This is a genomic window from Gottfriedia sp. S16(2024), assembly GCF_050473765.1.
GTDB lineage: Bacteria > Bacillota > Bacilli > Bacillales > Bacillaceae_G > Gottfriedia.
The window spans coordinates 666,234-688,686 of sequence record NZ_JBFLUO010000001.1 but is presented as its reverse complement, the minus strand read 5'-3'; the positions used below and the strand labels follow the sequence as shown (position 1 = coordinate 688,686).

Here is a 22,453-nt window from a genome sequence, read left to right as displayed (position 1 = left end):
GTATTATAATGAAGAGGGGAACATTCAGTATTTTTATAAAGGGTTTTAAGGGGGAGCATGAATGCAACACATACAGGAAAGTATTTATCAATTAATTGTCGAAACATCAACAAATTTACCAAAAGACGTACGTAAAGCAATCAGACAAGCTAAAGCAAGTGAAACTGCGGGTACAAGAAGTGCCATCGCATTGGAAACGATTACAAACAATATAATGATGGCAGAAGGTGATGTTTCACCGATTTGCCAAGATACTGGTATGCCAACTTTTAAAGTGAAAACACCAGTTGGGGTAAACCAACTTGTGATAAAAGAAGCAATTTATGCTGCAATTGAACAAGCTACAAAAGATGGTAAGCTTCGTTCTAACTCTGTAGATTCTTTATTTGGTAAAAACAGCGGAAATAACTTAGGACCAGGTACTCCTGTTGTTAAATTTGAACAACACGAGGGTGACTATATCGATATTCGCTTAATCTTAAAAGGTGGCGGATGTGAAAATAAAAACATCCAATACAGCTTACCATGCGAACTTGAAGGACTTGGAAAAGCAGGTCGTGATTTAGATGGTATCCGTAAATGTATTTTACACAGCGTATACCAAGCACAAGGACAAGGCTGTAGCGCAGGTTTCATCGGAGTTGGTATTGGTGGAGACCGTACTAGCGGTTATGAGCTTGCAAAGGATCAATTATTCCGTTTATCTGATGATGAAAATTCAATTCCAGAGCTTAAAGCAATGGAAGATTACATTTTGGAAAATGCTAACAAGCTAGGCGTAGGAACAATGGGCTTTGGTGGAGAAACAACGCTACTTGGCTGTAAAATCGGTGTGATGAACCGTCTACCTGCGAGCTTCTTCGTATCAGTAGCGTATAACTGCTGGGCATTCCGCCGTTTAGGAATGAAAATCAATCCTGAAACTGGTGATATTTCAGAATGGTTATATAAGGAAGGCGAAGAAATTAGCTTTACAAATGAAACTGATGAAACAACTGAAGCACCTCGCGAAGTGAAATTAGTAGCTCCAATTACAGAAGAACAAATTCGTGATTTAAAAGTTGGAGATGTAGTTTCAATTAGTGGCATGATGTACACAGGACGCGACGCAATCCACCATCATTTAAAAGACCACGATTGTCCAGTAGATTTAAATGGACAAATTATTTACCACTGTGGACCTGTAGTATTAAAAGACGAAGAAGGCAAATATCACATTAAAGCAGCTGGTCCAACTACAAGTATTCGTGAGGAGCCATACCAAGGCGATATCATGAAAAAATTCGGCATTCGCGCTGTAATCGGTAAAGGCGGAATGGGTGCTAAAACATTAAAAGCTCTAGAAGAGCACGGCGGCGTTTATTTAAATGCAATCGGTGGAGCAGCACAATACTACTCACAATGTATTAAAGAAGTAAAAGACGTAAACTACCTAGAGTTTGGTATTCCTGAAGCTATGTGGCACTTACAAGTTGAAGACTTCAAAGCAGTTGTAACAATGGATTCTCATGGTAATTCGCTGCATAAAGATGTAGATAAGAGTTCACTTGAGAAATTAGCTACTATGGCTGAGAAGGTATTTTAATAATTGAGTTTTTAGGGCAATGTCATTTTTATGGCATTGCTTTTTTTGATGGGTAGAGTACTTATAGGGTTACAAAAAAGAATGAGATGTGCAAATAAATGAGTGAGAGGTGCAAATAAAAATGTGATAAGTGCAAATAAGCGTTTTAATTCTGCAAATAAGAATAGAACTGCAAATAAAAATACGAAAACTGCAATTAAAAATAGCATATCTGCAATTAAAAATACGAAAACAGCAAATAAAAATGGCATATCTGCAAATAAAAATGTAATAAGAGCAAATAAACGTTCTAATACTGCAAATAAGAACTGTGCTGCAAATAAGCGTTCTAATACTGCAAATAAAGGAATGAGAGCTGCAAATAAAAATATGATAAGGGCAAATAAACGTTTTAACTCTGCAAATAAGAACGAAACTGCAAATAAAAATACGAAAACTGCAATTAAAAATAGCATAATAGCAATTAAAAATACGAAAACAGCAAATAAAAATGGCATATCTGCAAATAAATAAATGAAAATAGCAAATAAGCTTCTCTAACGTGCAAATAAGTAGTTAAATCATGAAGAAAAAGTCTAATTTTAGGGTAAATTAATGGTCCTAAGTTCAAAAAAGTTCAGGTTAAATCGAAAAACACATCCAGTCAAACAAGCATCTCCTTTTGATCAAAAATCCATGTTAGAAAATGTTAGTTTTATTTCAAAAGCGCACCAATTCTTTTCATATTTCTAAATTATTTACAGATACTATTTTTAACAGATACTATTTTTAAGTGAGGTGAATGAATTGAAAAAAATAATTGTATATATTCTTACTTTTTTCTTAGTATATCCTAGTACTACATTTGCTTATAGTAATACGCCACATGGTTGGGGGATTGTTCCTGCGAAAAATGAGACTCCACCTGATGCTGGTGAGCAACTTAATAAATTGGTATCAAATACGGGGTCAGTGTATTTAGGGGATACTACAAAAAAAGATGTTTATCTAACTTTTGACAATGGGTATGAAAATGGCTATACACCAAAGTTTTTGGATGTTTTAAAGAAGCATGGTGTTCATGGGACTTTTTTTATAACAGGTCATTATATTAAGGAAAATCCTGAATTAGTGAAACGAATGGTTAATGAAGGGCATATAGTCGGAAACCATTCATGGAGTCATCCTGATATGACAACGATTGGTGATCAAAAGATTGTTGAGGAATTGGAACAAGTTAAAATGGCATACCAGGAATTAACTGGCCGATCGGATATGAAATATTTCAGACCTGCAAGAGGTGTATTTAGCGAACGTACTTTACAACTAGTTAATAAACAAGGATATGAAAATATTTTCTGGTCATTGGCATATGTTGATTGGAAGGTTGATCAACAAAGAGGTTGGAAATATGCTTATGATAATGTAATGAAAATGATTCATCCTGGAGCAGTTATATTAATGCATACTGTATCGAAGGATAATGCAGAAGCGATGGATGAAATTATTACTGGCTTACATAAACGTGGGTATCATTTTAGAAGTTTAGATGAATTAATGATGGAACGAAGCGGATTTGATCCGAACTTTTATGTACCTAAAAAATAAAAAGCTAATGATTAAGTAGTTTTATTAACTGCTTAAATCATTAGCTTTTTTATTCTTTATTTGGCAGCAAGGAGTCGTACTCTCAGTAGTAGCCAATTTTAGAGTTTTCTTTAACGGTTTGCGATTGCTTCATAGTTTAGTTTAGCATGTTGCTTAGGTGTTTTGATTACAAATGGATTTTCCACTGTATTTTCTAGGAATTGTTGATCTTTATTAGCGAATTTTTTTATTCCGTTAAGAACTTGCTCTTCTTCAGTTACAACTTCACCAAAAAGTAGTTCTTGTGTAATTGGTCCTTGGTTGTAATGCTCATAATAAAATCGCTTATAGTCAAACTGATAGAAAATAACTGGTTTTTCCATATATGAAAAATCGAATGAAACTGTTGAATAATCAGTGATTAATAAATCTGATCTTTTTAATAGTGATTGGACAGTTTCTTCACCTTGACGGATCGTTTTTATTCTTTTATGGAAATCCGGAACATCCTTCATATAAATTTGAGTTTGGTAGTGCGGATAGAAAATGATATTTAAATCATTTTTTTCTAGTATTTGATGTAATTCAGGATTACTTAGTAAAGAGAAATAACGGTTAAAGTATTCAGAGTTCATTAATTGCTGAGTACTTTTATTCCAGTTTCTCCACGTTGGCATGATTAAAATGGTTTTCCCATTCCCTGTATTTTCAAGCGCATCCCATCTAGCCAATCCAGTAACGGCCACTTCATTTTCAGCATAGCCGAATTCGTTAACGATATGATCTTTTTCAAAATCAGATGAAACGATAAAGAGTGAATAGCCCATTCGATTTTTATTCAGTACATGATTTACACGACTAACTCCAATAACACCATGTTGAATAAGGATTTTTTGATTTTGCTGCCACTCAGGATGGCATTTTAAAACTTGTAAGTACTCGTGAGTGTACATGTTTGCACGCTCTGAATAGGCATTAATTGTTTTATCACAAGTTAACAAGTAAAGTGTGTGCTTTAAACTTCCATATTGTACAATGTTTCCGAATTCCTTTATATATTCGTAATCCTTTGCCTTTTTATCAATCAAATAATAACAGTTATCTCTTACTTTATTTTTTTGAATGTACTTGAATAAGTGATATGAATTATCTTGTGCCGTATCTTTTCGTTCTCCAATTAACCAAATATGCTTATTTCGATAGTATCTTTGGGTTAAACGGTATAGGTAAAAAATGAGGAATGATTTCCATTCTCTTCTTAGGACAAGTAACCCAAATTCATAAACGATATCACGGAATGATTTTTGGATCTTTGTTTTTAATTTTCCGAGTAAGCCTGTTTTTTTGATTCGAATGTGTAAATTTTTCTTTGGAAAATAAGGTACGATACTGTGTGTTTTAGTTGTTGCTGGTTTTGAATTTGCCTTCGTTGAAAAATAGAAAATATGAAGTGGTTTTCTTAATGAAATATCTCCAACTTTTACTGAAATAAACACTTCATAATCGCCATCAGGTAATATTTTACTTAGCTCAATTGTAGTTGTTTTATAGCCACCATCGCTATAATTGATACTATTTTTTGAGAAAAGATAGGACAAATCAGAACGCTCAAGAGTTTCGAGTGTAACTGTAATGAGTTGACCATTTGATTTGTTTTTAAACTGTAATTCCTTAATAGAATCTAAATTATTAATTTCCTCGATAAATGCGAAGCCACCAACTTGCAAGCGGTCACCTCGTAACGAAAGGATTTCAATTTTTTGATGTAAATTAAATTCCTTAATTTCTAGGTACTCTTTATATTTTGGAAAATACTTTGCAAAATAATGATAATATTTTCCCTCTATCATCACTGCACCTTTTTGTAAGGTTCGATCTGATAATAGAGTCATCAATAAATGAAATTCTTCTGGATTTTGATTTAGAAAAACTGTATAAAATACTTTACTAATTTTAGAAATATTATTTTCCATTAGATTTTTAGACAAGTTTTTAGCAAAATCCGATGAAATCCTTAAAAGTTCATTGTACTGTTCAGAAGGGAAATAGTAAGCCTTAGTCAGTAAAGACGTTAAATAATAATCCCATAATTTTTTCTCTACATGTGAATAATGAGAGGTGATATCTTTCAGATTATAATAGTTTATTAATTCTGTTTGAGTAACAAGAAGGTTATCAAAAAATTCTAACGTACTAGTTTGTTTAATGACATCACTGTTCGTTAAATCTCTCACTTTAATTACGATATCTGAAGTTACGTAAACTTTATTTGAACAAATAAAAGATTGCTGGGTAAATAATAAATCTTGCTGTTCTGTTAAAGACTCATTGAATTGCAATTGATTATCGTTTAATAAACTTCTTTTAATAATCATGTTTTTAATAGAAGGATTTAACAGAAGTTCCGGATGTTTATGGAACTCTCGTAATGTTGGTAAATCTTTTTTTATGATTGATTTTAATTCATGGTGCTCCCATTTTCTTGTACCATTGAATAATTGGATATTTCCTAAAGCAATATCAGTATGATCTTTTATTGCACTGTTATATAAATTTTCATAGGCTGATGGATTAACAAGATCATCCGCATCGATAAATGCCACAAACTCTCCAGTAGCTTCATGTAAACCTATGTTACGTGCTTTGTTTTTTGTCATTAGCTCTAATGGTATGGAGCGAAAATTTTTATGTGAATTCGAATATTCCTCAATTATTTCTTTACTATTATCAGATGAACCGTTGTCTATAATAATTATTTCAATATCAGTTAATGATTGACCTTGTAAACTGTTTAGGCAATCTTTTAAGACATCTTCATGATTATGTGCAACAACGACTACACTAACTTTGGCTTTTTCCATAATAGTCTTACCTCACTAGTCTCTACTTTCAATTAAATAGTTTATCATAAATTATAACCTAATGCGTCTTCGAAAGAACAGAATTTACGAATGGTAAGTAGGTATCGTACTTGTATTATTTCCAATTATTTACCGAGATATTTTGAGATAGAGGAGAGTAAAGGGGAATAATAGTTTTGAGGAAGTAGCTGTAAAAAGTAAATTATTTTTATCTAACACTTGACTTTGAAAATGATAATCGTTATCATTTAAGTATAGCAAATATCCACACCGCTGTAGCGATATTTGATCAGTTTTGAAACCTAATTGGACTTGAAAGTTTCCCCATTCCCTTAAAATTTATTGTGTCAAAGAAAGCTTGACTAGTCCCCAAGCTTTTTTTGCATTTCTCAGACTGTTGACAAACGCTTGCAATCAGTCTGAAAATTAGATTTTATGCACAACTTAACTAGAGATCATTCTCTAGTTTTTTTGCGTTTCACACAAATTTACTTAAGCGGTACTTGTTATGCTATAATACACTTCAGAGTAATTAAGGAGGAACGGGAGAATGTGGAAGGAAGAGGTTGCTTTAGAAACACCATATCAATGGGAAGAAGTTTTAAAGAGATTAGAGCATGAGCCAACGTTTACAGTGCATTCTGCTGAAAAGCGGTTAAGCATTCCACTTTATATTGATGGGGATCAAGCAGTTGTAAAAGTTAAGAAAATAAATGATGCTCCGGTTCAGTTTGAAGTCATTAGTGAACATGAAAATAAAGAGAAAATTCTCGAAGAAGTTGCGACTATTTTACAATGGCAAACAGAATTTGACGAACTACATCATCATTTAAGACAAACTACAATTTCTCCTCTAATAGACCTTTTTGGACATACACCAATAACCGTTTCTAATGATCCTTTTGCCTGTTTAATTACATGTATTATTCATCAACAAATACAGCGTACATTTGCAATCCAAGTAACAAAACGATTTGTTCGAATGTATGGTGAAAGAATTGGTAATTCGTGGTTTTTTCCATCACCTGAAATAATTGCTAATTTAACAATAGATGAGTTAAGAGATTTGCAGCTTAGTACTAGAAAAGCTGAATATATGATTGGAATTGCTAAAGCTTGGAGTGAGGGAGTTTTAAGTCATCAAGATTATCGAACAATATCATCAGAGGAAATTTCAAAGGAGTTAATCAAGCTTAAGGGAGTCGGTCCTTGGACAGTTGAAAACTTTTTATTATTTGGTTTAGGTCGAAGAGATATTTTTCCGGTTGGTGATGTTGGAATTCAAATTGCACTTCAAAAGCTTTTAAATTTAGATGAAAAGCCTTCGAAAGAAATAATGGATTATGTAAAAGAGCAGGTTTCCCCGTTTGGAAGCTACGCTGCCCTTTATCTTTGGAAGAGCATAGAATAATGGAGTTGTATATATGAGCAATCAGTTAACAAATAAATTAGAAGTAGGCCAATCTTTTCCTATAACAATCAAACGTATTGGGATTAATGGTGAGGGTGTCGGTTACTTCAAAAGACAAGTAGTTTTCATTAAAGGAGCATTACCTGGAGAAGAAGTAGTAGCAGAGGTAACGAATGTTCGTAACGGTTTTGCTGAAGGGAAAATTCAACGTATTCGAAAAGCATCACCTGATCGTGTAGAGCCGACTTGTAAAATCTACGAAAAATGTGGTGGCTGTCAAATTCAGCATGCATCTTATGAAGGACAGCTTCGATATAAACGCGATATTGTCATCCAAGCAATGGAAAAGTATGCGAAAGATTTACTAGAAAAAACACCAATTAAAGAAACGATCGGTATGGAAAATCCGTGGAATTATCGCAACAAAAGTCAGCTGCAAACTGGGCTAGAAAAAAATAAAATCATCGCTGGACTGTATACACAAAACTCTCATAATGTTGTCGATATTGGTCATTGCCCAATCCAACATGAGGATTTAAATAAAATTACAGGTAAAGTGAAGAAGATTTTAACTCGTTTAAATATCCCTGTTTATAATGAACGAAAAAATAAAGGGGTAATCCGAACAATCGTAGCGCGAGTTGGTTTACGTACAGGTCAAATCCAATTAGTACTTGTAACTGGAACGAAAGATTTTCCTCAGAAAAATGAACTAATCAGTGAAATTAAAAAGCGAATTCCTGAAGTGACAAGTTTAATGCAAAACATTAATAATCAAATGACTTCAGTGATCTTTGGTCGTGAAACTGTCTATTTATCAGGGGAAGAAGTAATTGAAGAAAAGCTAGGGGACTTATCATTCGAACTTTCGGCTAGAGCGTTCTTCCAATTAAATCCTGAACAAACAGTTAAGTTATATGATGAAGTCAAAAAAGCAGCGGCACTTACCGGAACAGAAAAAGTCGTAGATGCTTATTGTGGAGTAGGGACAATCGGACTATGGCTAGCAAAAGACGCAAAAGAAGTTCGAGGCATGGACGTAACAAAAGAAGCAATCATAGATGCGAAAACAAATGCCCTAAGCCATGGATTTACAAATACTCATTACGAAGCAGGAGAAGCTGAACAAGTATTACCGAAATGGTTAAAAGAAGGCTGGAAACCAGACGTTATCATAACTGATCCACCGAGAACTGGTTGTGATGAGGAGTTTTTAAATACTGTATTAAAGATTAAACCGAAGAAATTAGTATATGTTTCTTGTAATCCTTCTACGTTGGCTAGGGATTTGAAGGTATTGAGTAAGAGTTATGAAGTGAAGTATTTACAGCCTGTGGATATGTTTCCGCATACTGCACATGTTGAGTGCGTGGCGCAACTCATTTTAAAGTAAGGCAGCAAGCCCATTTGGGCGCTGCCTTTTTTACTTATAATAAGGGTGAGGCTGATGGATTTGCACTTTATTATAAAATCGGAGAACAAAAATTACACTTCTTTGTTTGTTAAAAAAACTGACTCAAAAAGTCGTCATTTCAACGATCTTTTGAGTCAGCCTTTTTCAAGAAGAATGTTTTTGATAAACTACTTGATTCTAAATATTATTATTTCAAATCATTTTTTACATCACGGTTGGTATTTTGGAAATCACCTACAAAAGGCATCCCGGAAATATAGCCTACTCCACCAGTGCGATCTATTCCAATTTCTTTTTCCATCGCCTGTTTTAATGCAGTTTTATCCACTGCAGTAATATTCTTCCCTTCTAATTCATCCCCTGGATGTTGAAAGTTACTCATAACGTAAGAGAATCCGTTACGGTCATCGGCCGCAAACAAACCAGTTGATTCAGCTCCAGCTGGGACTGATAAAAGTCTAGATAGCTCCTTTGTATCAACGTTATAAGCCCAGACAAAGTTATTGGTATGCATTGCGCTGTCTTCACCGATAAATAATGTTCTTAATGATTCAGAATAACTTAGATTATCAGTATTAGCTACTGAATTGACATCAGCAGTGTTTCCATATGCATCTGCTGATGTCATATCCTTACCAACAATTAACCCAGACATTTTAGCAGCGATATACTTACTATTAATCTTTTCACCTGTACTATCTTTTTGGCCGTCTGTTAAATCCAATTGATACGTAACACCTGATTTAATTTTTGGAAGTTTGATATCATCTACTGGATCCGTAGCATTTGCAACCATTCCATTGCTTTGATCGGAAATCGCAATGTAAACCTTTTTATCCTTCTCGTTTAAAGTTACACCTTCCATTTTATTAAATTCAGAAGTCGCACCAAGCATTGCTGCATATCGACGTGATTCTAAGAATGCAGCAGCTTTTTCCATGCCAGGCTTCAATTTTAAATATTCAGTTTTACCGTACGAATATTGCTTGATGGCTTTAAAGCCTTCTTTTGGAACATCGGATGTTTCGAACATATCGCTGAACTTGATACCGCTGTCGATGATTTGTTTGATTTCTTTATCGGTCGAATGGCCAAGTTTTATCCATTCTAAGTTACCCGCTCCGCCATTATCAGTACCAGTTTGGTGGAATTTTGCGGCATAAAGCGTACCTGCAGTAAGATCCTTCGCTTTATCGGCTACATACATGAACAACGTTGTATAAGTACCGTCATCACCAAAGAAAGCAGTCCGGTTATCAGGCATCATCTTCATTAATTCATGTGAGAAACGACCGATGCTGTAATGTTTGGAAACAGAAGCTTCCTCTTCTTTGTTGACACTAATTTCAGGAATAAATCCATAAAAATAAGGGTTCGCCTTTGATTTATCACCGAAATAAAGCTTAGCAAAGCTTTCAACCGAAGATCTTGCAGAAGATTTTGGATCTTGCTCAAAACTGCGGGCATCCGGCTCATACTCTTCTGAACCTAGATGAGTATTCCATGGCGAAAGGGAACCATTACATGGAATCCAAAGCCCATTTACACTTGAAAAATCAATTTTCTTAACCGATTTAGGTGTCAAATCACCCGTTTGCTTATCTTGTTGAAGTGTAGATAATGACATGGATGCAGGAACAATACCATATGCTGAATTACCAGCCGCATCGATTGTTTGATATTCATAATGAGTTACCATGAAAAGTTTTCCGTCAATTGGCTTCAATAAACTGTTTGAATCTGGGGCATCTGATACATAATATGTAGGTTTGCCTTCAATACTCATATCCATGATTGGGTCACCATTCACATCAATTGGTGTGCCTGCTGGAATCAGCTTTCCTTTGTTCATTGCTACGTTGTCTTCAGATTTAAATAGTCTCTTATAAGAAAGTGGGAACTTCTTCACTTCACTATTGCTATATTTCACTTCCATTGATGCGTTCGTATAGGTTTGAACCATTTTATCAATCGTTTTTGGTGCTTCCATCCCAATAAATCTTACAGAATCAATTGTTACATGAGCATTTCCTGATACAGCAGCATGTGTCAAAGCTGGAATGGATATAGATAATCCTAGTGCAAGCACAGACACCTTTTTAATAAAATGTTTTTTATTCATTGTTCTCCTCCTGGCAAATTGATTTCCTTCCACAACTCTATTAAATCAAATGAACGTTAAGCTAGAGTTTCCCTTCTGGTAAAAGATTCGTAAAACTAGTTTAAATCCTTGTAAAGTTATCGAAGGACAAATTAATCTTTTCACACCATAAGTCGAAACATGTCAAACAACAAAATGTTAAAAAATATCCATGGAGAAAAAGAGTAATATAATGTTCGAGCACAATCAATCGATATTATTATGATTGTGATGAACGTTGAAACTCACCAACATCTCATGTATTGTCAATTATAAACTGCACATGTTGAGTGTGTGGCGGAACTCAAATTATTTTGTTAACCACAAAATAAATTTCTGCTTAACAAAATAATCCTTTGCCAAAATCAGAATAAACATCTGATAAAAGGCAAGTGTAGGGAGAAGGAGAAAGGGACGATCGTAGTCATCCAAAGCCTTGTCCCTCTTTTTTTATCAAGACTTTATTATGAAAATAAAATAGTTTATCTAAAAAAATTGGATTAAATAATGAGAAAACGCGGGTTGTGTAGCAAGGGTTTATTTTAAATAGAAAAAAATGGGAACTTAAGAATGCGGTTTGGAGAGGGATGGAGTAACAGGAGATTATTATTACTGAACTACATTAAATTAAAGCAGATGGAACCGTGAATCTATAAAAGATTTTAGCTGAACCATCTGCTTTAAATTCTCCTCCTGTAACTTTCACTTATCGAATGGCTATATTTTCAGGCGGAATATTGAATGTAAAGGAAGTAGCTGGCTTCGAATGAACTAGTTTGTCATTTATTTTCCATATTTCTAAAATGACATTTACTGTATATGTTCCTGCAGGTGCTCTCACTCCATCATTCGTTTTGTAATTCCACGTACTTTTCCATTGGATTTGTTCCAGGCTGTTTAACGACTCATATTTAAGCACCTGTAAAAAAAATTTCCCATTACTATAATGATACACCTGGTCTCCTTGTGCATTATACACCTTATAATCATAAAACTGACTTGTTGGAAACTCAATAAGCATTGGCTGATCACTATTATTTTTAAACGTAAAAATAAATGTGGCTCGTTCCACATCTGTGATGACATCTCCATCCAATATCCAATCTGTCATGCTTCTAACCTCCTTAGATAAGATTAATTGATTCCCGCAAACAAAAATCATCCAAAAATAAAATTCTCAAAGGTGATACTCCTTCCTAATGTATAGATGTATCCCTTTAATATTGCTTATTACTTTATAAAAACCATAATAATCTGTCTAGTTAAAAGATAAAAATAGCCTATTCATCATTTGCAGATGGATAGGCCATTAATCTTATCTCAAGCCATAAGCCTTAATGATTTCTTGAGAAATTTTGATGCCCAGCTCATCCCAAGCAGCTGCTTGTAAATTCACGACTTGCATTTTCCATTCCATCCGTTGTAATGACAAAAATCACCTTGCTAGGCAATCTCACCTCACTAGTTTTTGACAATCTGTAACCAACATCCAAAATAGTCTTTCCCACTGTGTCCAGCAGTGCCGTAAAACCTCTAACAGAATATTCCTTTTCTGTTAATCTTGCATTGTTTGCATCAATCCCATTCCACAGTACCTCATACGCGTCATTAAAGAGGAGTGTAGTAAGAATCAATTCACCATCAAATTGGCACTGTTTTGCTATTAAAGCATTAAACCCGCCAATGGTATCACTCTCAAGTCCTGCCATAGATCCGCTTCGATCAAGTAGGAAAATTATTTCTGATAGATTCTTATTCATAAGAATCATCCTCCCAAGTTATTAATCAGTATATAATAATAGTTAATATTTTCCATTATTTGGTTATTTGAATAAATACAAATTTTTATTAAAATTAGTCATAGAGACTCAATTGTAATATTTCGAGAGGGGTTTTCTTTAGAAAAATAAGAACCAAAAATTCATATTGAGGGAATAGAGTGAGGTGATCACCATGCTAGAGGGACAAATAATCAAATTCTATCGTGAACGTCAGAGCATGATGCAGAAGGATTTAGGAATTGGCATCTGTTCGAGTACACATATTAGTAAAATTGAACGTGGATTAACAGAAGTTTCTAAAGAAACGATAAACTTGCTGTCAGAGCGGCTTGGCATTGATATGGAAATAGAAATTAAAACATACAATGGCATAGATTCCATTTTAAAAAAATGGCATGAATCGATCATTTTAAAACTGAAAACAAAGGCTAAGAATTTAAAGGAGCAATTAGAAGCTATTACTCTGCTGCATATGCCGGATATTTATCGTTCCTATACGCTCATACTCACAAGATATTATTTATTGATAGGACAGGGGCATCAAGCTACATCTCTAATTGCTGAAATGGACAAATGGTCTGATCTTCCACCATATGAAAAAAACATGCTTCTTCACATTAAAGGGATCAATGCATTGATAAATAAGGAATATTATAAGGCGATTTCATATTTTCAAGGAATTGATCTAACCTATTATAACAACCAAGAGTACTATTATCATTTGGCTTTTGCCTATCACTCTCTGAATTCACGAGTATTGGCTTATTATTTTGCCGAAAAGTCCCTGAGCTTTTTCACAGAAGTACGCAGTTTTACGCGTATGATTGAAGCAGAAATGCTTATGTTGGTCCAAGTAGAGCGGGACGAGTTTTACGATCCAAAAGATATCGAATATCAAAGATTAATCGAGATGACAGAATACATAGGATTAGACCATCAAAGAGCATTGCTGTCACACAATCTCGCATACCAGAAAGTTCGTCAAGGAAATTATGATAAAGCTTGTGAATACTACAAACAATCTATGGACATAGAAGACCCTCGTACGGCCCTTCATATAGCCTCTTTGGAAGGTTATATAAATGCATTAACGAAACAAGGATTGAAATCATCCGAAGAATTGCTCCAATTGGTCGAAAAGGGTATTGCTCTTTCTGAAGAAATAACCGATCCAATCTATAAACATTTCTTCTATTTACATAAATATAATCTTCAAAACGAAAAAGAGCTTTACTACCATTACCTTGAAAAAGAAGCATTTCCTTATTATCAGAAAATGGAACATGTTCGCTTATTTGAACATTATGGGATAAAGTTGTTCGACTATCATATGGAAAAAGGCAATGTCGAAGAAGCAAATCAATACGCAGCGTATCTCGTGGAAAAATACCGTAGAAACGATAAATTTGCTTGATTTTTAAATTAATAACCTTAAGGAAATCGTGTTATACTTCGTCCATTATAAAGCAATCCATTTATTGGTCTGGCATTAGCTACATATATCATGCATCGGACAGTAGGAGAATGAGAAGCTGTGGCTCCAATTAAAAAAGTAATCAACAGATAAATTTACAAAAGTAAAGGAAACCATCTTAAAAGCATTTATTTTGTTTTGAGATGGTTTTCTTTTTCGATTCTATAAATATAAAAGTATGATTAATTTCAAGTTGATTTTAAATACTTATTTCAATTAATTGTTTTTAATTAAAGCACCAATGAATAGGGGAGATTATTAAGCCTGCTAAAAATGCCACAGCAGCTGCTTTCTTGATTAATGAATTAAATTCCATAAGACCCCCGTTTTCCAAAAAACTTTTCAGAATATTTGTAAACGATTACTACTTTCTAAAAGCCTTGAATATTACATTTATATCGTAATGCCATTTTCTATTAGTAGCTATGGGGGTTTTAACTGTGACTTTTGATGTATTTCTTCTCCAGTAAAATAGCTTAAATTTATAGCTGTTTTTGGTGCTTAAGAATCAAATACCCTTAAATCAAAGTGGGGTTTTTCCTCTCGTTTTTCGCCTTATCTCTACATTTATCAACATTTTTTTCTAATTATAGATTATTTTTCTTACTAGATTGGTAGTTTCCTTCCTTTGCGTGCCCATCGTACGAAAAAAGAGTAATTTTTTTGAATATGGGGGGACTGAGTGATGACTACACCTAAATAATGGTAGTATAGGTTGTTATAATATTTATTTTTTGGACCTATAGGAGTGTTATGATCGTTCGTAAAACAGACACTCTTGGGAGAAGTTAACTAAGTACTAGAGAAGTTGCTTTCCTCTCCGGGCGAACGCCCCCTGAAAGAAAGCGCCTAGAGCAGAAATCAATCTTTCCTTCTATTTTATTTAAAATATTTAAATTATAAAAATGCGCATGTCAAAAGTCCTTTATAAAACCCCATTTGTCACCACAATCTAATGGATATACATTTAGGTTGTAATAGATTTGTAACCTATTAGTTAATTTAATTGATGAACAGACAGTTTAATGTTTTAAGACTCATCGCAAAACCTATTTTATAAGTTAATGGGTTCATCCAAATACAGAGCTCGTAGTTTTGCGTGCTAAATATGCCCTTTAAGCCATAATATTTTTTTATTGGTATTCAGTACTATTCTATTATGCAACAGTCTAAAAAATTTGATGGATGGGGAGCAACTAAATGGAATTAAGACATCTGAAAACTTTTAAATACGTAGCAGAGTACTTAAATTTTACAAAGGCTGCGCAACAGTTAAACTTCACACAACCTGCTGTAACTGCACAAATTCAGACGCTCGAACAAGAGTTGAAACAGGAGCTATTTATACGGATAGGTAAGAAGACCTATTTGACGCCAGAAGGTGGAATTCTTAAAAAATACACAGATCAGCTTTTTTCCATAGTAGAGAAGATTGAATCATCATTGGCCGAACTTCCAAATGAGTATGGCATTGTATCGATTGCCGCATGTGAAAGCCATTGTACGAATTATTTTCCTTATGTAATTTCTGAGTTCTTGAAGCTATATCCCAAAGTACAGATTAAGTTGTATTCCTGCAAAAGAGATGAAATTATAAAAGGGATTGAATCGAATAAATACGATATTGGGATTATTTCGGGTGAACTATGTAGACATGAAATTACAAACATTGTAATTGCAGAGGACGACATGATTCTAGTGGTTTCTAAAGATTTATATGCTAGATACACAGAAGACCAACTACTAATGAAATTTCCTTTAATTAAATATCAAACTGATGGATATTTTGAGTCGATTATGAGCAAATATTTGAGGCAAACGAATCTCTCAACACACAATCTAATTGAATTTGGAAGTTTAGACGGAATCAAGAAGGCAGTATTAAATAATATCGGAGTGGGATTGGGAGTAAGTGCCTGTATGAGAAAAGAAATTAATAATGGTGATTTAGTCTCGATTAAAGTTACTGAGAATAAGGTAAAAGTAAAAACCTCTATCATTACGTTGAAGGAAAAAGAAAACTCAGTAACAATTCAATCTTTTAATAATATAATTCAAAAAAATTGGAATAATATTTATGCTTTAGAGTAAAAAAGCTTTACGATATTTTTTTTTGTGATATAACACGGTTTAATAGTGTGGTGGTGTGAAACAGGGGACAACAGGAGAGGTTCTACCTGGAGCAAGTACACCAGCCACAAACAATAAGATCACGTTCAAAACATTGCCGTTGGTGAAAATGATTAAATAATAATAGATTCAAATTTTGAGTAGTTTTGAGACTTCTGAGTACTAAATTGAGGTAGATAAACACTATATACCAGTACCTTAACTGCTATATACTCAATGATTTTATTGTATATAGAGAAAAATAATAATAAATAGTGTTTACCAATAGTCTCTTTATAAAAATAGTTTATAAATTTTCCTTGGACGACCTTTTGTACTCGGATTTTTCTCAGCCATAACTTGAGCTAGTCCATTTATTTCTAACAACTTAATATTCGTCGAGCACTACGAGGTGTAATTTGTATAGATTGCGCTACATCATTAGCACTCATTTCTTCATTTAAACGTTTTTCTATATTTCGTAAGTAATTGTTCTTCCGGGTAGCTAGCAAATAATTCTTTAGAAACCACTAGAACCATGTTTTCCTCTACGATCACGATGTTTGTAATTTCATTATTACGAAGCTCGCCCGATATAATCCCTATATCGTATTTGTTTGATTCGATCCCTTTTATAACTTCATCTCTTTTAGAGGAAACCAACTTAATCTGTGTATTGGGACTTGGAAATTGCCGGGTTCTGTATGTATATTATTACAAATCAAATAATCCGCTTTAAGACAGTATGTCGAACTGCTCCATGAGGTTTTTAGTCTAGAAGCTTTAAAAAAATTGCAATGAATTTCTAACTCTGAAACATACTGATACTATTATTCTAAATAAAGTGTGTGATCGATTTGGTATAAAAAATGTCGTTCAGTCGATTTAAAAGGGAATACCGTTGACTCTTTCCTTAGTAAAACGATATGCAACATCAGCCAAGTGCTTCTTGAAAAGAGCCTTGGCTTTTTCGTGTGTAGTTAATTTGTATCAGTACCAGATTTTCAGGACTGGTGCAAATTACTATAGTACTGAATATCAATAAAATAATGTTATGATTTCCATAATATTTTATAATTTTACAAAAAATTCATATAATTTTAAAATTTTTAATATATGCTGCGGAAGCCAAGAACACGAATTGGAGCAACTTATATTATTTATTTGGTTCTGGTGTAAAAACTTCAAAACATTTGCAATGAATTGTAGGGGGGGAATTTTATTTTATTTTGCTAAAAAATAGAGAGAAGGGGATAGAAAATTGAAGAAACGTAAAAAATTCAAAAAGTTCACATCAGTGGGGTTGGCATCATTATTAACAATTTCAGGTTCAGCGACTTTTGTAAGTGCTGCAAGTGTAGAAACGACGAAACCTATGAAACTAATTAAAACTGATCAATCAGGTCAAGCAAGTGCAGTAGCAACACCCGAGCTAAGAAATCACCCAGATCAAGAGAAATTAGTACCAACACCAGAACTAAATGCACATGACAAAGTTCGTGTAATTGTTGAGTTAGATGGGGATGCACCAATATCTTATTCTATTGAAAAAGGAGTAAGATATAAAGATCTACCAGAAGCAAAAAAAGTAGATTTGCAATCAGAAGTTAAAGTTGAACAAAAAGAGTTTTTAACAGATGTTAAAGAAGAGAATATCGATTTTGAAGTTAAGAACAAATTTACAACAGTTGCTAACGGTGTCAGTGGAGAAATCGAATATGGTCAGATTGATGAACTTCAGAGTCTACCAAATGTAGAATCTGTGAATCTTGTAAATGAATATGAAAGACCGAAAGAAAAACCGAATATGCTTTCTAGTAAAGCTATGGTACAAGCTATTCAAACATGGAATGTTGGATACGATGGAAAAGGCGTAATTGTTGGTATCATTGATACTGGGATTGATCCGACTCATCCAGATATGACTTTAAAAGAAGATCCTAAGCGCAAGCTGACAAAGGAAAAAACAGATGCTATTATCTCAGCAAATAACCTGCCTGGACAATATTATACTTTAAAAGTTCCGTATGGCTATAACTATGCAGATAAAAATCAAGAAATTCGTGATCTTGGTCCAGATGCATCGATGCACGGGATGCACGTTGCTGGAATTGTTGGAGCAAATGGTGACGAAAGTGGAAACGGTATTAAAGGTGTTGCCCCAGAAGCTCAGCTATTAGCACTAAAAGTATTTAGTAACGACCCTGCTATGCCAACTACTTTTGGTGACATTTATGTAAAAGCGATTGACGATGGGATTAAGCTAGGTGCGGATGTTCTGAATATGAGCTTAGGTGCAGAGGCTGGTTTTGTTAACCCTGATAATTTTGAGCAAAAAGCAGTTGAAAGAGCCGTTAACAGTGGAGTATTAATGGCAATTTCTGCTGGAAACTCTGATCGGATTGGTAGTGGAGGTCAAGCTCAAGCTGGTAATCCACTTGCATCTAACCCTGATATTGGTCTAGTTGGGTCGCCTAGTGTTGCAACAAACTCTATTTCAGTAGCAAATATTGAAAATAACTTTATTCAATTAGATCAAATGAATGTAAAAATTGGAGACGAAACGTTTCCAATCCCGTTTAAGAAACAAGCTTCTCCAGACCCACTGGAGGTATTTGAAACGAATAAAGAACTTGATGTTGTTTATGTGGGTAAGGGGACTTCAGAAGGATATGAGGGTAAAGATGTAAAAGGTAAAATCGTTTATGCAGTAAGGCCTGGAGAGTTTCCAACTTATGATGCTATTAAATATTATGCTGAACAAGCTGGGGCGGCTGGGGTTATTGTCAGAGGAGCTGTTGCACATGGAGATTATGTAAGCATGAAATTAACTAACCCAAAAATTCCGCTTGTTTCAATAGGAATTAGTGAAGGAAATACTCTGGAGGAGAAAATTAAAGCTGCAGGCGGCACAGGGAAGGTTACATTTACTGGTGATCATAAAACGGTTGTAAATAACGCTGCTGGTAGAATGTCAACTTCAACTTCTTGGGGTGTGACTCCAAGCTTGGAATTAAAGCCTGAAATCACTGCACCAGGTGGACAAATTTACTCAACCTTAAATGACGGAAAATATGGAACAATGAGTGGTACTTCAATGGCTGCACCTCACGTGTCAGGGGGAGCTGCATTAGTACTTCAAAAAGTTCAAGAATTATTCCCGCAATTACAAGGTGCGGATAAAGTAAAAAGAGTTAAAACGCTCTTAATGAATACAGCTAAACCAGTTCAGGATCCAGATAACAATAATAATTATTACTCTCCACGTAGACAAGGTGCTGGTATTATGCAGCTATATTCAGCTGTTAATACACCTGTTTATGTTGTTCGAAAAGGTACAAATGATGCAAAGGTTGAATTGAAAGAAATCAATAAAGACAAATTTGAAATGACATTAACGGCAACCAACTTTAGTGATAAAGATGTGTCGTACAAGGTAGACACATCCGTTTTAACAGATGCCATTATAAATGGGAGAAACGCTCTAAAATCACAGGTGATATCTAAAGCTGTCGTTACAACAGATTCACCGACTCTAACTTTATTCCCTGGTCAATCAAAAGATTTTACGATAAGAATCGATCTGACAGATGCAAAAGCTGAGTTAGAAGCAGCAATGAAAAATGGTTATTTTGTAGAAGGATTTATCACTCTAAAAAATGAATCTCAGGACGTAGCACTTCCAGATCTTTCTGTACCTTATGTAGGCTTTAAAGGTGATTGGAATGCACCTCCAGTCCTTGACGCTACAGTGTACGATGCATCACCTTCATTCTACAATTTCTCGGGATTTGTTGATCAAAAAAGTAGTTTTAGGATTGGACAACTTGGGTATACAAGAAGCTGGGATAAAGAAAGAATAGCTATTTCTCCAAATGGAGATGACAAAAAGGAGTCACTTACACCTGTACTTCAATTTTTAAGAAATAGTAAAACGGTTGAATATAGCATTACAGATGCAAGTGGGAATACACTCCGTAAGTTACGAACTGATAAAGAGCAACGTAAGGATAACTCTACTTATACATGGAAACCTGAGTATACTACATGGGATGGAAAGGTAAATAATAAGCTTGTTCCAGAAGGTTTATATTACTATACAATCAAAACACAAGTTGACAACCCTGGTGAGCCTCAACAAGTAGTAAATTTCCCAGTATTTGTTGATAACACAAAACCAGTTATCTCAAATGTTTCTTACAGTAAGAAAAAGCTATATTTTAATGCTCAAGATAGCAATGGCAGTGGTCTTAATGAAGTTAAGGTTTTGTTTAACGATCGGAAATATTGGATAGATGATATCTTTCCTAAGAAGGGAGAAACGCAATTCGAGTTTGATTTAACAAAACTCGAAGACTCAAATGGGAAAGAAATCAAAGACATAAAAAATATTGATATTATCGTAGAGGACAATGCAGAAAATGCTTCAACATTTCAAGCAACTGTTCCTGATAACAAAATCCCATATATTATTTCGAATTCACCAGCACCATTCGGTAAGTATACTATACGTGGAATACCTTTAACAGGGTACGTAACGGACGATTCACTAGTAAAATATTTACAAGTGAGAAGTGACAAACTTGTTGGGGGTCCAGTGAAGAAACTGGATTTAACATATAACCCAACCTTAAAGCGTTATGATTTTAATTCACAACTTACCTTTAGTGAAGATGGTGTACATGAAGTGTTCATTGAAGGCGAAGATGTAGTTGGAAATAAAATTGAATTCCGTCGACAAATTTTTATTGATTCACAAAGTGCTAACATTCAAATTACAGGTTTACCACAAAATAATTATGTTGCAAAAGATGGTGTGGATCCAGAAGTAACGGTTTCTATTACTGATAACTTCGATGTCTTCCGATTAGTAGTGAATGGAAACGAAGAAGCTTATAGAGAGCTTGAACAACCGTACGAGCAAAGACCTCTAGATTATAAGCAAAAGATGACCCTTAAATTATCAGAAGGTAGAAATGATTTCCAATTTTTTGTAACTGATCTTGCAGGACGTAATACGTATAAGAATATTACAATCTATAAAGGTGTTACCGCACCTGCATCATTTATTACATCATTAACTGCAAATCCAGAGGATGAAAGTGTATTTAATTCTTTATCAATTAAAGCAGAAGCTTCAAAACCAATTGTTTGGGATGGTAAAGTTTTAGATCCAAAGGGGAATGAAATCAAACTTGATTCCTCAAAGGATCCAAGTTCTACCTTTGAAGGAAGTTTTAAACTAGATAAATTGGCTGCTAATGGTGAATACAAAGCAATTCTAACTCCATTAGGTGGTTCAAAAGCGGACAGACGAATAGTGAAATTTAATGTAACAAACCATCAAATTTCAATTCCTAAGCCTATTCCAGCTCCAAATCAACCCGATGTAAATGAAGTATCATCTGAAAGTAAAAAAATTACTGGAAAAGCTGAACCGAACACAACTGTTACAATCACAGATAAGAATCAATTTACATTAACAGGAAAAGTAGCGAAGGACGGCCAGTTTGCTATACCATTAAGTACAAAACTAAAGGCTGGTCTAAAATTATATGCTATCGCTAGCAATGATACTGGTTTAGTAAGTAAAGAAACTAAGATTGTTGTAGTAGACAAAACAGCACCGAGTATTCCTTTGGTAAGTAAGGTGACATATACAGGAATATCTGGAAAAGCTGAGATAGGTTCCAAAGTATACGCTAAAATCGGAAAAGTAAGCATAGGTTCCTCAGTTGTAAACAGCAAAGGAATTTATTCTATTACCTTCAAAAGTCAAAAAGTAGGAACAACCATTAATGTATACGCAGTAGACAAATCGGGGAATGTTGGAGCTGTAAAAAAGGTTGAAATAAAAGACATAACACCACCAGCAATTCCTTCTGTTAAAAGTTTAACTAATACAAAAGTAACAGGGAAAGCCGAACCAGGTACTAAAGTTTATGTGAAAAAGGGAAAAGTGATCATTGGTTCTGGTACTGCTAACAGTAAAGGAATTTATACCGTTTCTTATAAAAAACAAAAAGTGGGAACAGTCCTTTACGTTTATGCAAAAGATAAGGTAGGGAATACAGGTAAAGGGAAAAAAGTTGTAGTGAAAAAATAAATTAGG

At 34.3% G+C, this 22,453-nt stretch carries 13 protein-coding genes; 8 read left to right on the top strand and 5 right to left on the bottom strand.

Translation table 11 applies throughout. The features are described 5' to 3' along the window. The first annotated feature begins 61 nt into the window (after window positions 1–61). The 3 genes from AB1282_RS03280 (at window position 62) to pdaA (ending at window position 3,172) form a co-directional block, all read left to right on the top strand. Window positions 62–1,585: a fumarate hydratase gene (locus AB1282_RS03280; protein ID WP_056465266.1), complete on the top strand. Its 1,524-nt coding sequence runs from the start codon at window positions 62–64 to the stop codon at window positions 1,583–1,585. Between the two features lie 123 nt (window positions 1,586–1,708). Beyond that, window positions 1,709–2,098: a hypothetical protein gene (locus AB1282_RS03275; protein WP_429898440.1), complete on the top strand. Its 390-nt coding sequence runs from the start codon at window positions 1,709–1,711 to the stop codon at window positions 2,096–2,098. Between the two features lie 273 nt (window positions 2,099–2,371). Further along, window positions 2,372–3,172, top strand: a complete 801-nt coding sequence (pdaA, locus tag AB1282_RS03270) for a delta-lactam-biosynthetic de-N-acetylase (protein WP_429898439.1) — start codon at window positions 2,372–2,374, stop codon at window positions 3,170–3,172. A 110-nt stretch (window positions 3,173–3,282) separates the two neighbouring features. Here the strand turns inward: pdaA and AB1282_RS03265 are convergent, their stop codons facing one another. After that, a complete protein-coding gene (locus AB1282_RS03265; RefSeq protein ID WP_429898438.1) occupies window positions 3,283–6,012 on the bottom strand; it encodes a bifunctional glycosyltransferase/CDP-glycerol:glycerophosphate glycerophosphotransferase in 2,730 nt (909 codons plus the stop codon). 550 nt (window positions 6,013–6,562) lie between these two features. Here AB1282_RS03265 and AB1282_RS03260 point away from each other — a divergent pair. Next, a complete protein-coding gene (locus AB1282_RS03260; protein ID WP_429898437.1) occupies window positions 6,563–7,423 on the top strand; it encodes a DNA-3-methyladenine glycosylase family protein in 861 nt (286 codons plus the stop codon). A gap of 13 nt (window positions 7,424–7,436) precedes the next feature. Then, complete coding sequence (gene rlmD / locus AB1282_RS03255; protein ID WP_429898436.1) at window positions 7,437–8,816, top strand: 23S rRNA (uracil(1939)-C(5))-methyltransferase RlmD; 1,380 nt, start codon at window positions 7,437–7,439, stop codon at window positions 8,814–8,816. A gap of 208 nt (window positions 8,817–9,024) precedes the next feature. On the opposite strand, the gene AB1282_RS03250 is transcribed toward rlmD, so the two are convergent. The 3 genes from AB1282_RS03250 to AB1282_RS03240 all read right to left on the bottom strand — a co-directional run bounded on the left by AB1282_RS03250 (window position 9,025) and on the right by AB1282_RS03240 (window position 12,737). After that, on the bottom strand, window positions 9,025–10,959 hold the full coding sequence (locus AB1282_RS03250) for a PhoX family protein (RefSeq protein WP_429898435.1): 1,935 nt from the start codon (window positions 10,957–10,959) through the stop codon (window positions 9,025–9,027). A 724-nt stretch (window positions 10,960–11,683) separates the two neighbouring features. Then, window positions 11,684–12,088 carry a BsuPI-related putative proteinase inhibitor gene (locus AB1282_RS03245; RefSeq protein WP_429898434.1) on the bottom strand — a complete coding sequence of 135 codons (405 nt, stop codon included), beginning with the start codon at window positions 12,086–12,088 and terminating at the stop codon, window positions 11,684–11,686. 256 nt (window positions 12,089–12,344) lie between these two features. Then, the gene (locus tag AB1282_RS03240; RefSeq protein WP_429898433.1) at window positions 12,345–12,737 is read right to left on the bottom strand and encodes a vWA domain-containing protein; all 393 of its coding nucleotides are present in this window, start codon (window positions 12,735–12,737) and stop codon (window positions 12,345–12,347) included. Window positions 12,738–12,930: 193 nt separating this feature from the next. Between AB1282_RS03240 and AB1282_RS03235 the strand changes: the two genes are divergently transcribed. Both AB1282_RS03235 and AB1282_RS03230 read left to right on the top strand, forming a co-directional pair. After that, the gene (locus tag AB1282_RS03235; RefSeq protein ID WP_429898432.1) at window positions 12,931–14,172 is read left to right on the top strand and encodes a helix-turn-helix domain-containing protein; all 1,242 of its coding nucleotides are present in this window, start codon (window positions 12,931–12,933) and stop codon (window positions 14,170–14,172) included. A gap of 1,260 nt (window positions 14,173–15,432) precedes the next feature. After that, window positions 15,433–16,323 carry a LysR family transcriptional regulator gene (locus AB1282_RS03230; protein ID WP_056465248.1) on the top strand — a complete coding sequence of 297 codons (891 nt, stop codon included), beginning with the start codon at window positions 15,433–15,435 and terminating at the stop codon, window positions 16,321–16,323. A gap of 474 nt (window positions 16,324–16,797) precedes the next feature. On the opposite strand, the gene AB1282_RS03225 is transcribed toward AB1282_RS03230, so the two are convergent. Continuing rightward, window positions 16,798–17,010: a LysR substrate-binding domain-containing protein gene (locus tag AB1282_RS03225; protein WP_429901052.1), complete on the bottom strand. Its 213-nt coding sequence runs from the start codon at window positions 17,008–17,010 to the stop codon at window positions 16,798–16,800. 592 nt (window positions 17,011–17,602) lie between these two features. Between AB1282_RS03225 and AB1282_RS03220 the strand changes: the two genes are divergently transcribed. Further along, a complete protein-coding gene (locus AB1282_RS03220) occupies window positions 17,603–22,447 on the top strand; it encodes a S8 family serine peptidase (RefSeq protein WP_429898431.1) in 4,845 nt (1,614 codons plus the stop codon). Window positions 22,448–22,453: the final 6 nt, after the last annotated feature.

Excerpts from the sequence above, each read along its gene's own strand:
- AB1282_RS03235 (WP_429898432.1), top strand. The coding sequence starts at position 12,931 with ATGCTAGAGGGACAAATAATCAAATTCTATCGTGAACGTCAGAGCATG.
- AB1282_RS03240 (WP_429898433.1), bottom strand. The coding sequence starts at position 12,737 with ATGAATAAGAATCTATCAGAAATAATTTTCCTACTTGATCGAAGCGGA.
- rlmD (WP_429898436.1), top strand. The coding sequence starts at position 7,437 with ATGAGCAATCAGTTAACAAATAAATTAGAAGTAGGCCAATCTTTTCCT.
- AB1282_RS03230 (WP_056465248.1), top strand. The coding sequence starts at position 15,433 with ATGGAATTAAGACATCTGAAAACTTTTAAATACGTAGCAGAGTACTTA.
- AB1282_RS03245 (WP_429898434.1), bottom strand. The coding sequence starts at position 12,088 with ATGACAGATTGGATATTGGATGGAGATGTCATCACAGATGTGGAACGA.
- AB1282_RS03260 (WP_429898437.1), top strand. The coding sequence starts at position 6,563 with ATGTGGAAGGAAGAGGTTGCTTTAGAAACACCATATCAATGGGAAGAA.
- AB1282_RS03250 (WP_429898435.1), bottom strand. The coding sequence starts at position 10,959 with ATGAATAAAAAACATTTTATTAAAAAGGTGTCTGTGCTTGCACTAGGA.
- AB1282_RS03280 (WP_056465266.1), top strand. The coding sequence starts at position 62 with ATGCAACACATACAGGAAAGTATTTATCAATTAATTGTCGAAACATCA.
- AB1282_RS03265 (WP_429898438.1), bottom strand. The coding sequence starts at position 6,012 with ATGGAAAAAGCCAAAGTTAGTGTAGTCGTTGTTGCACATAATCATGAA.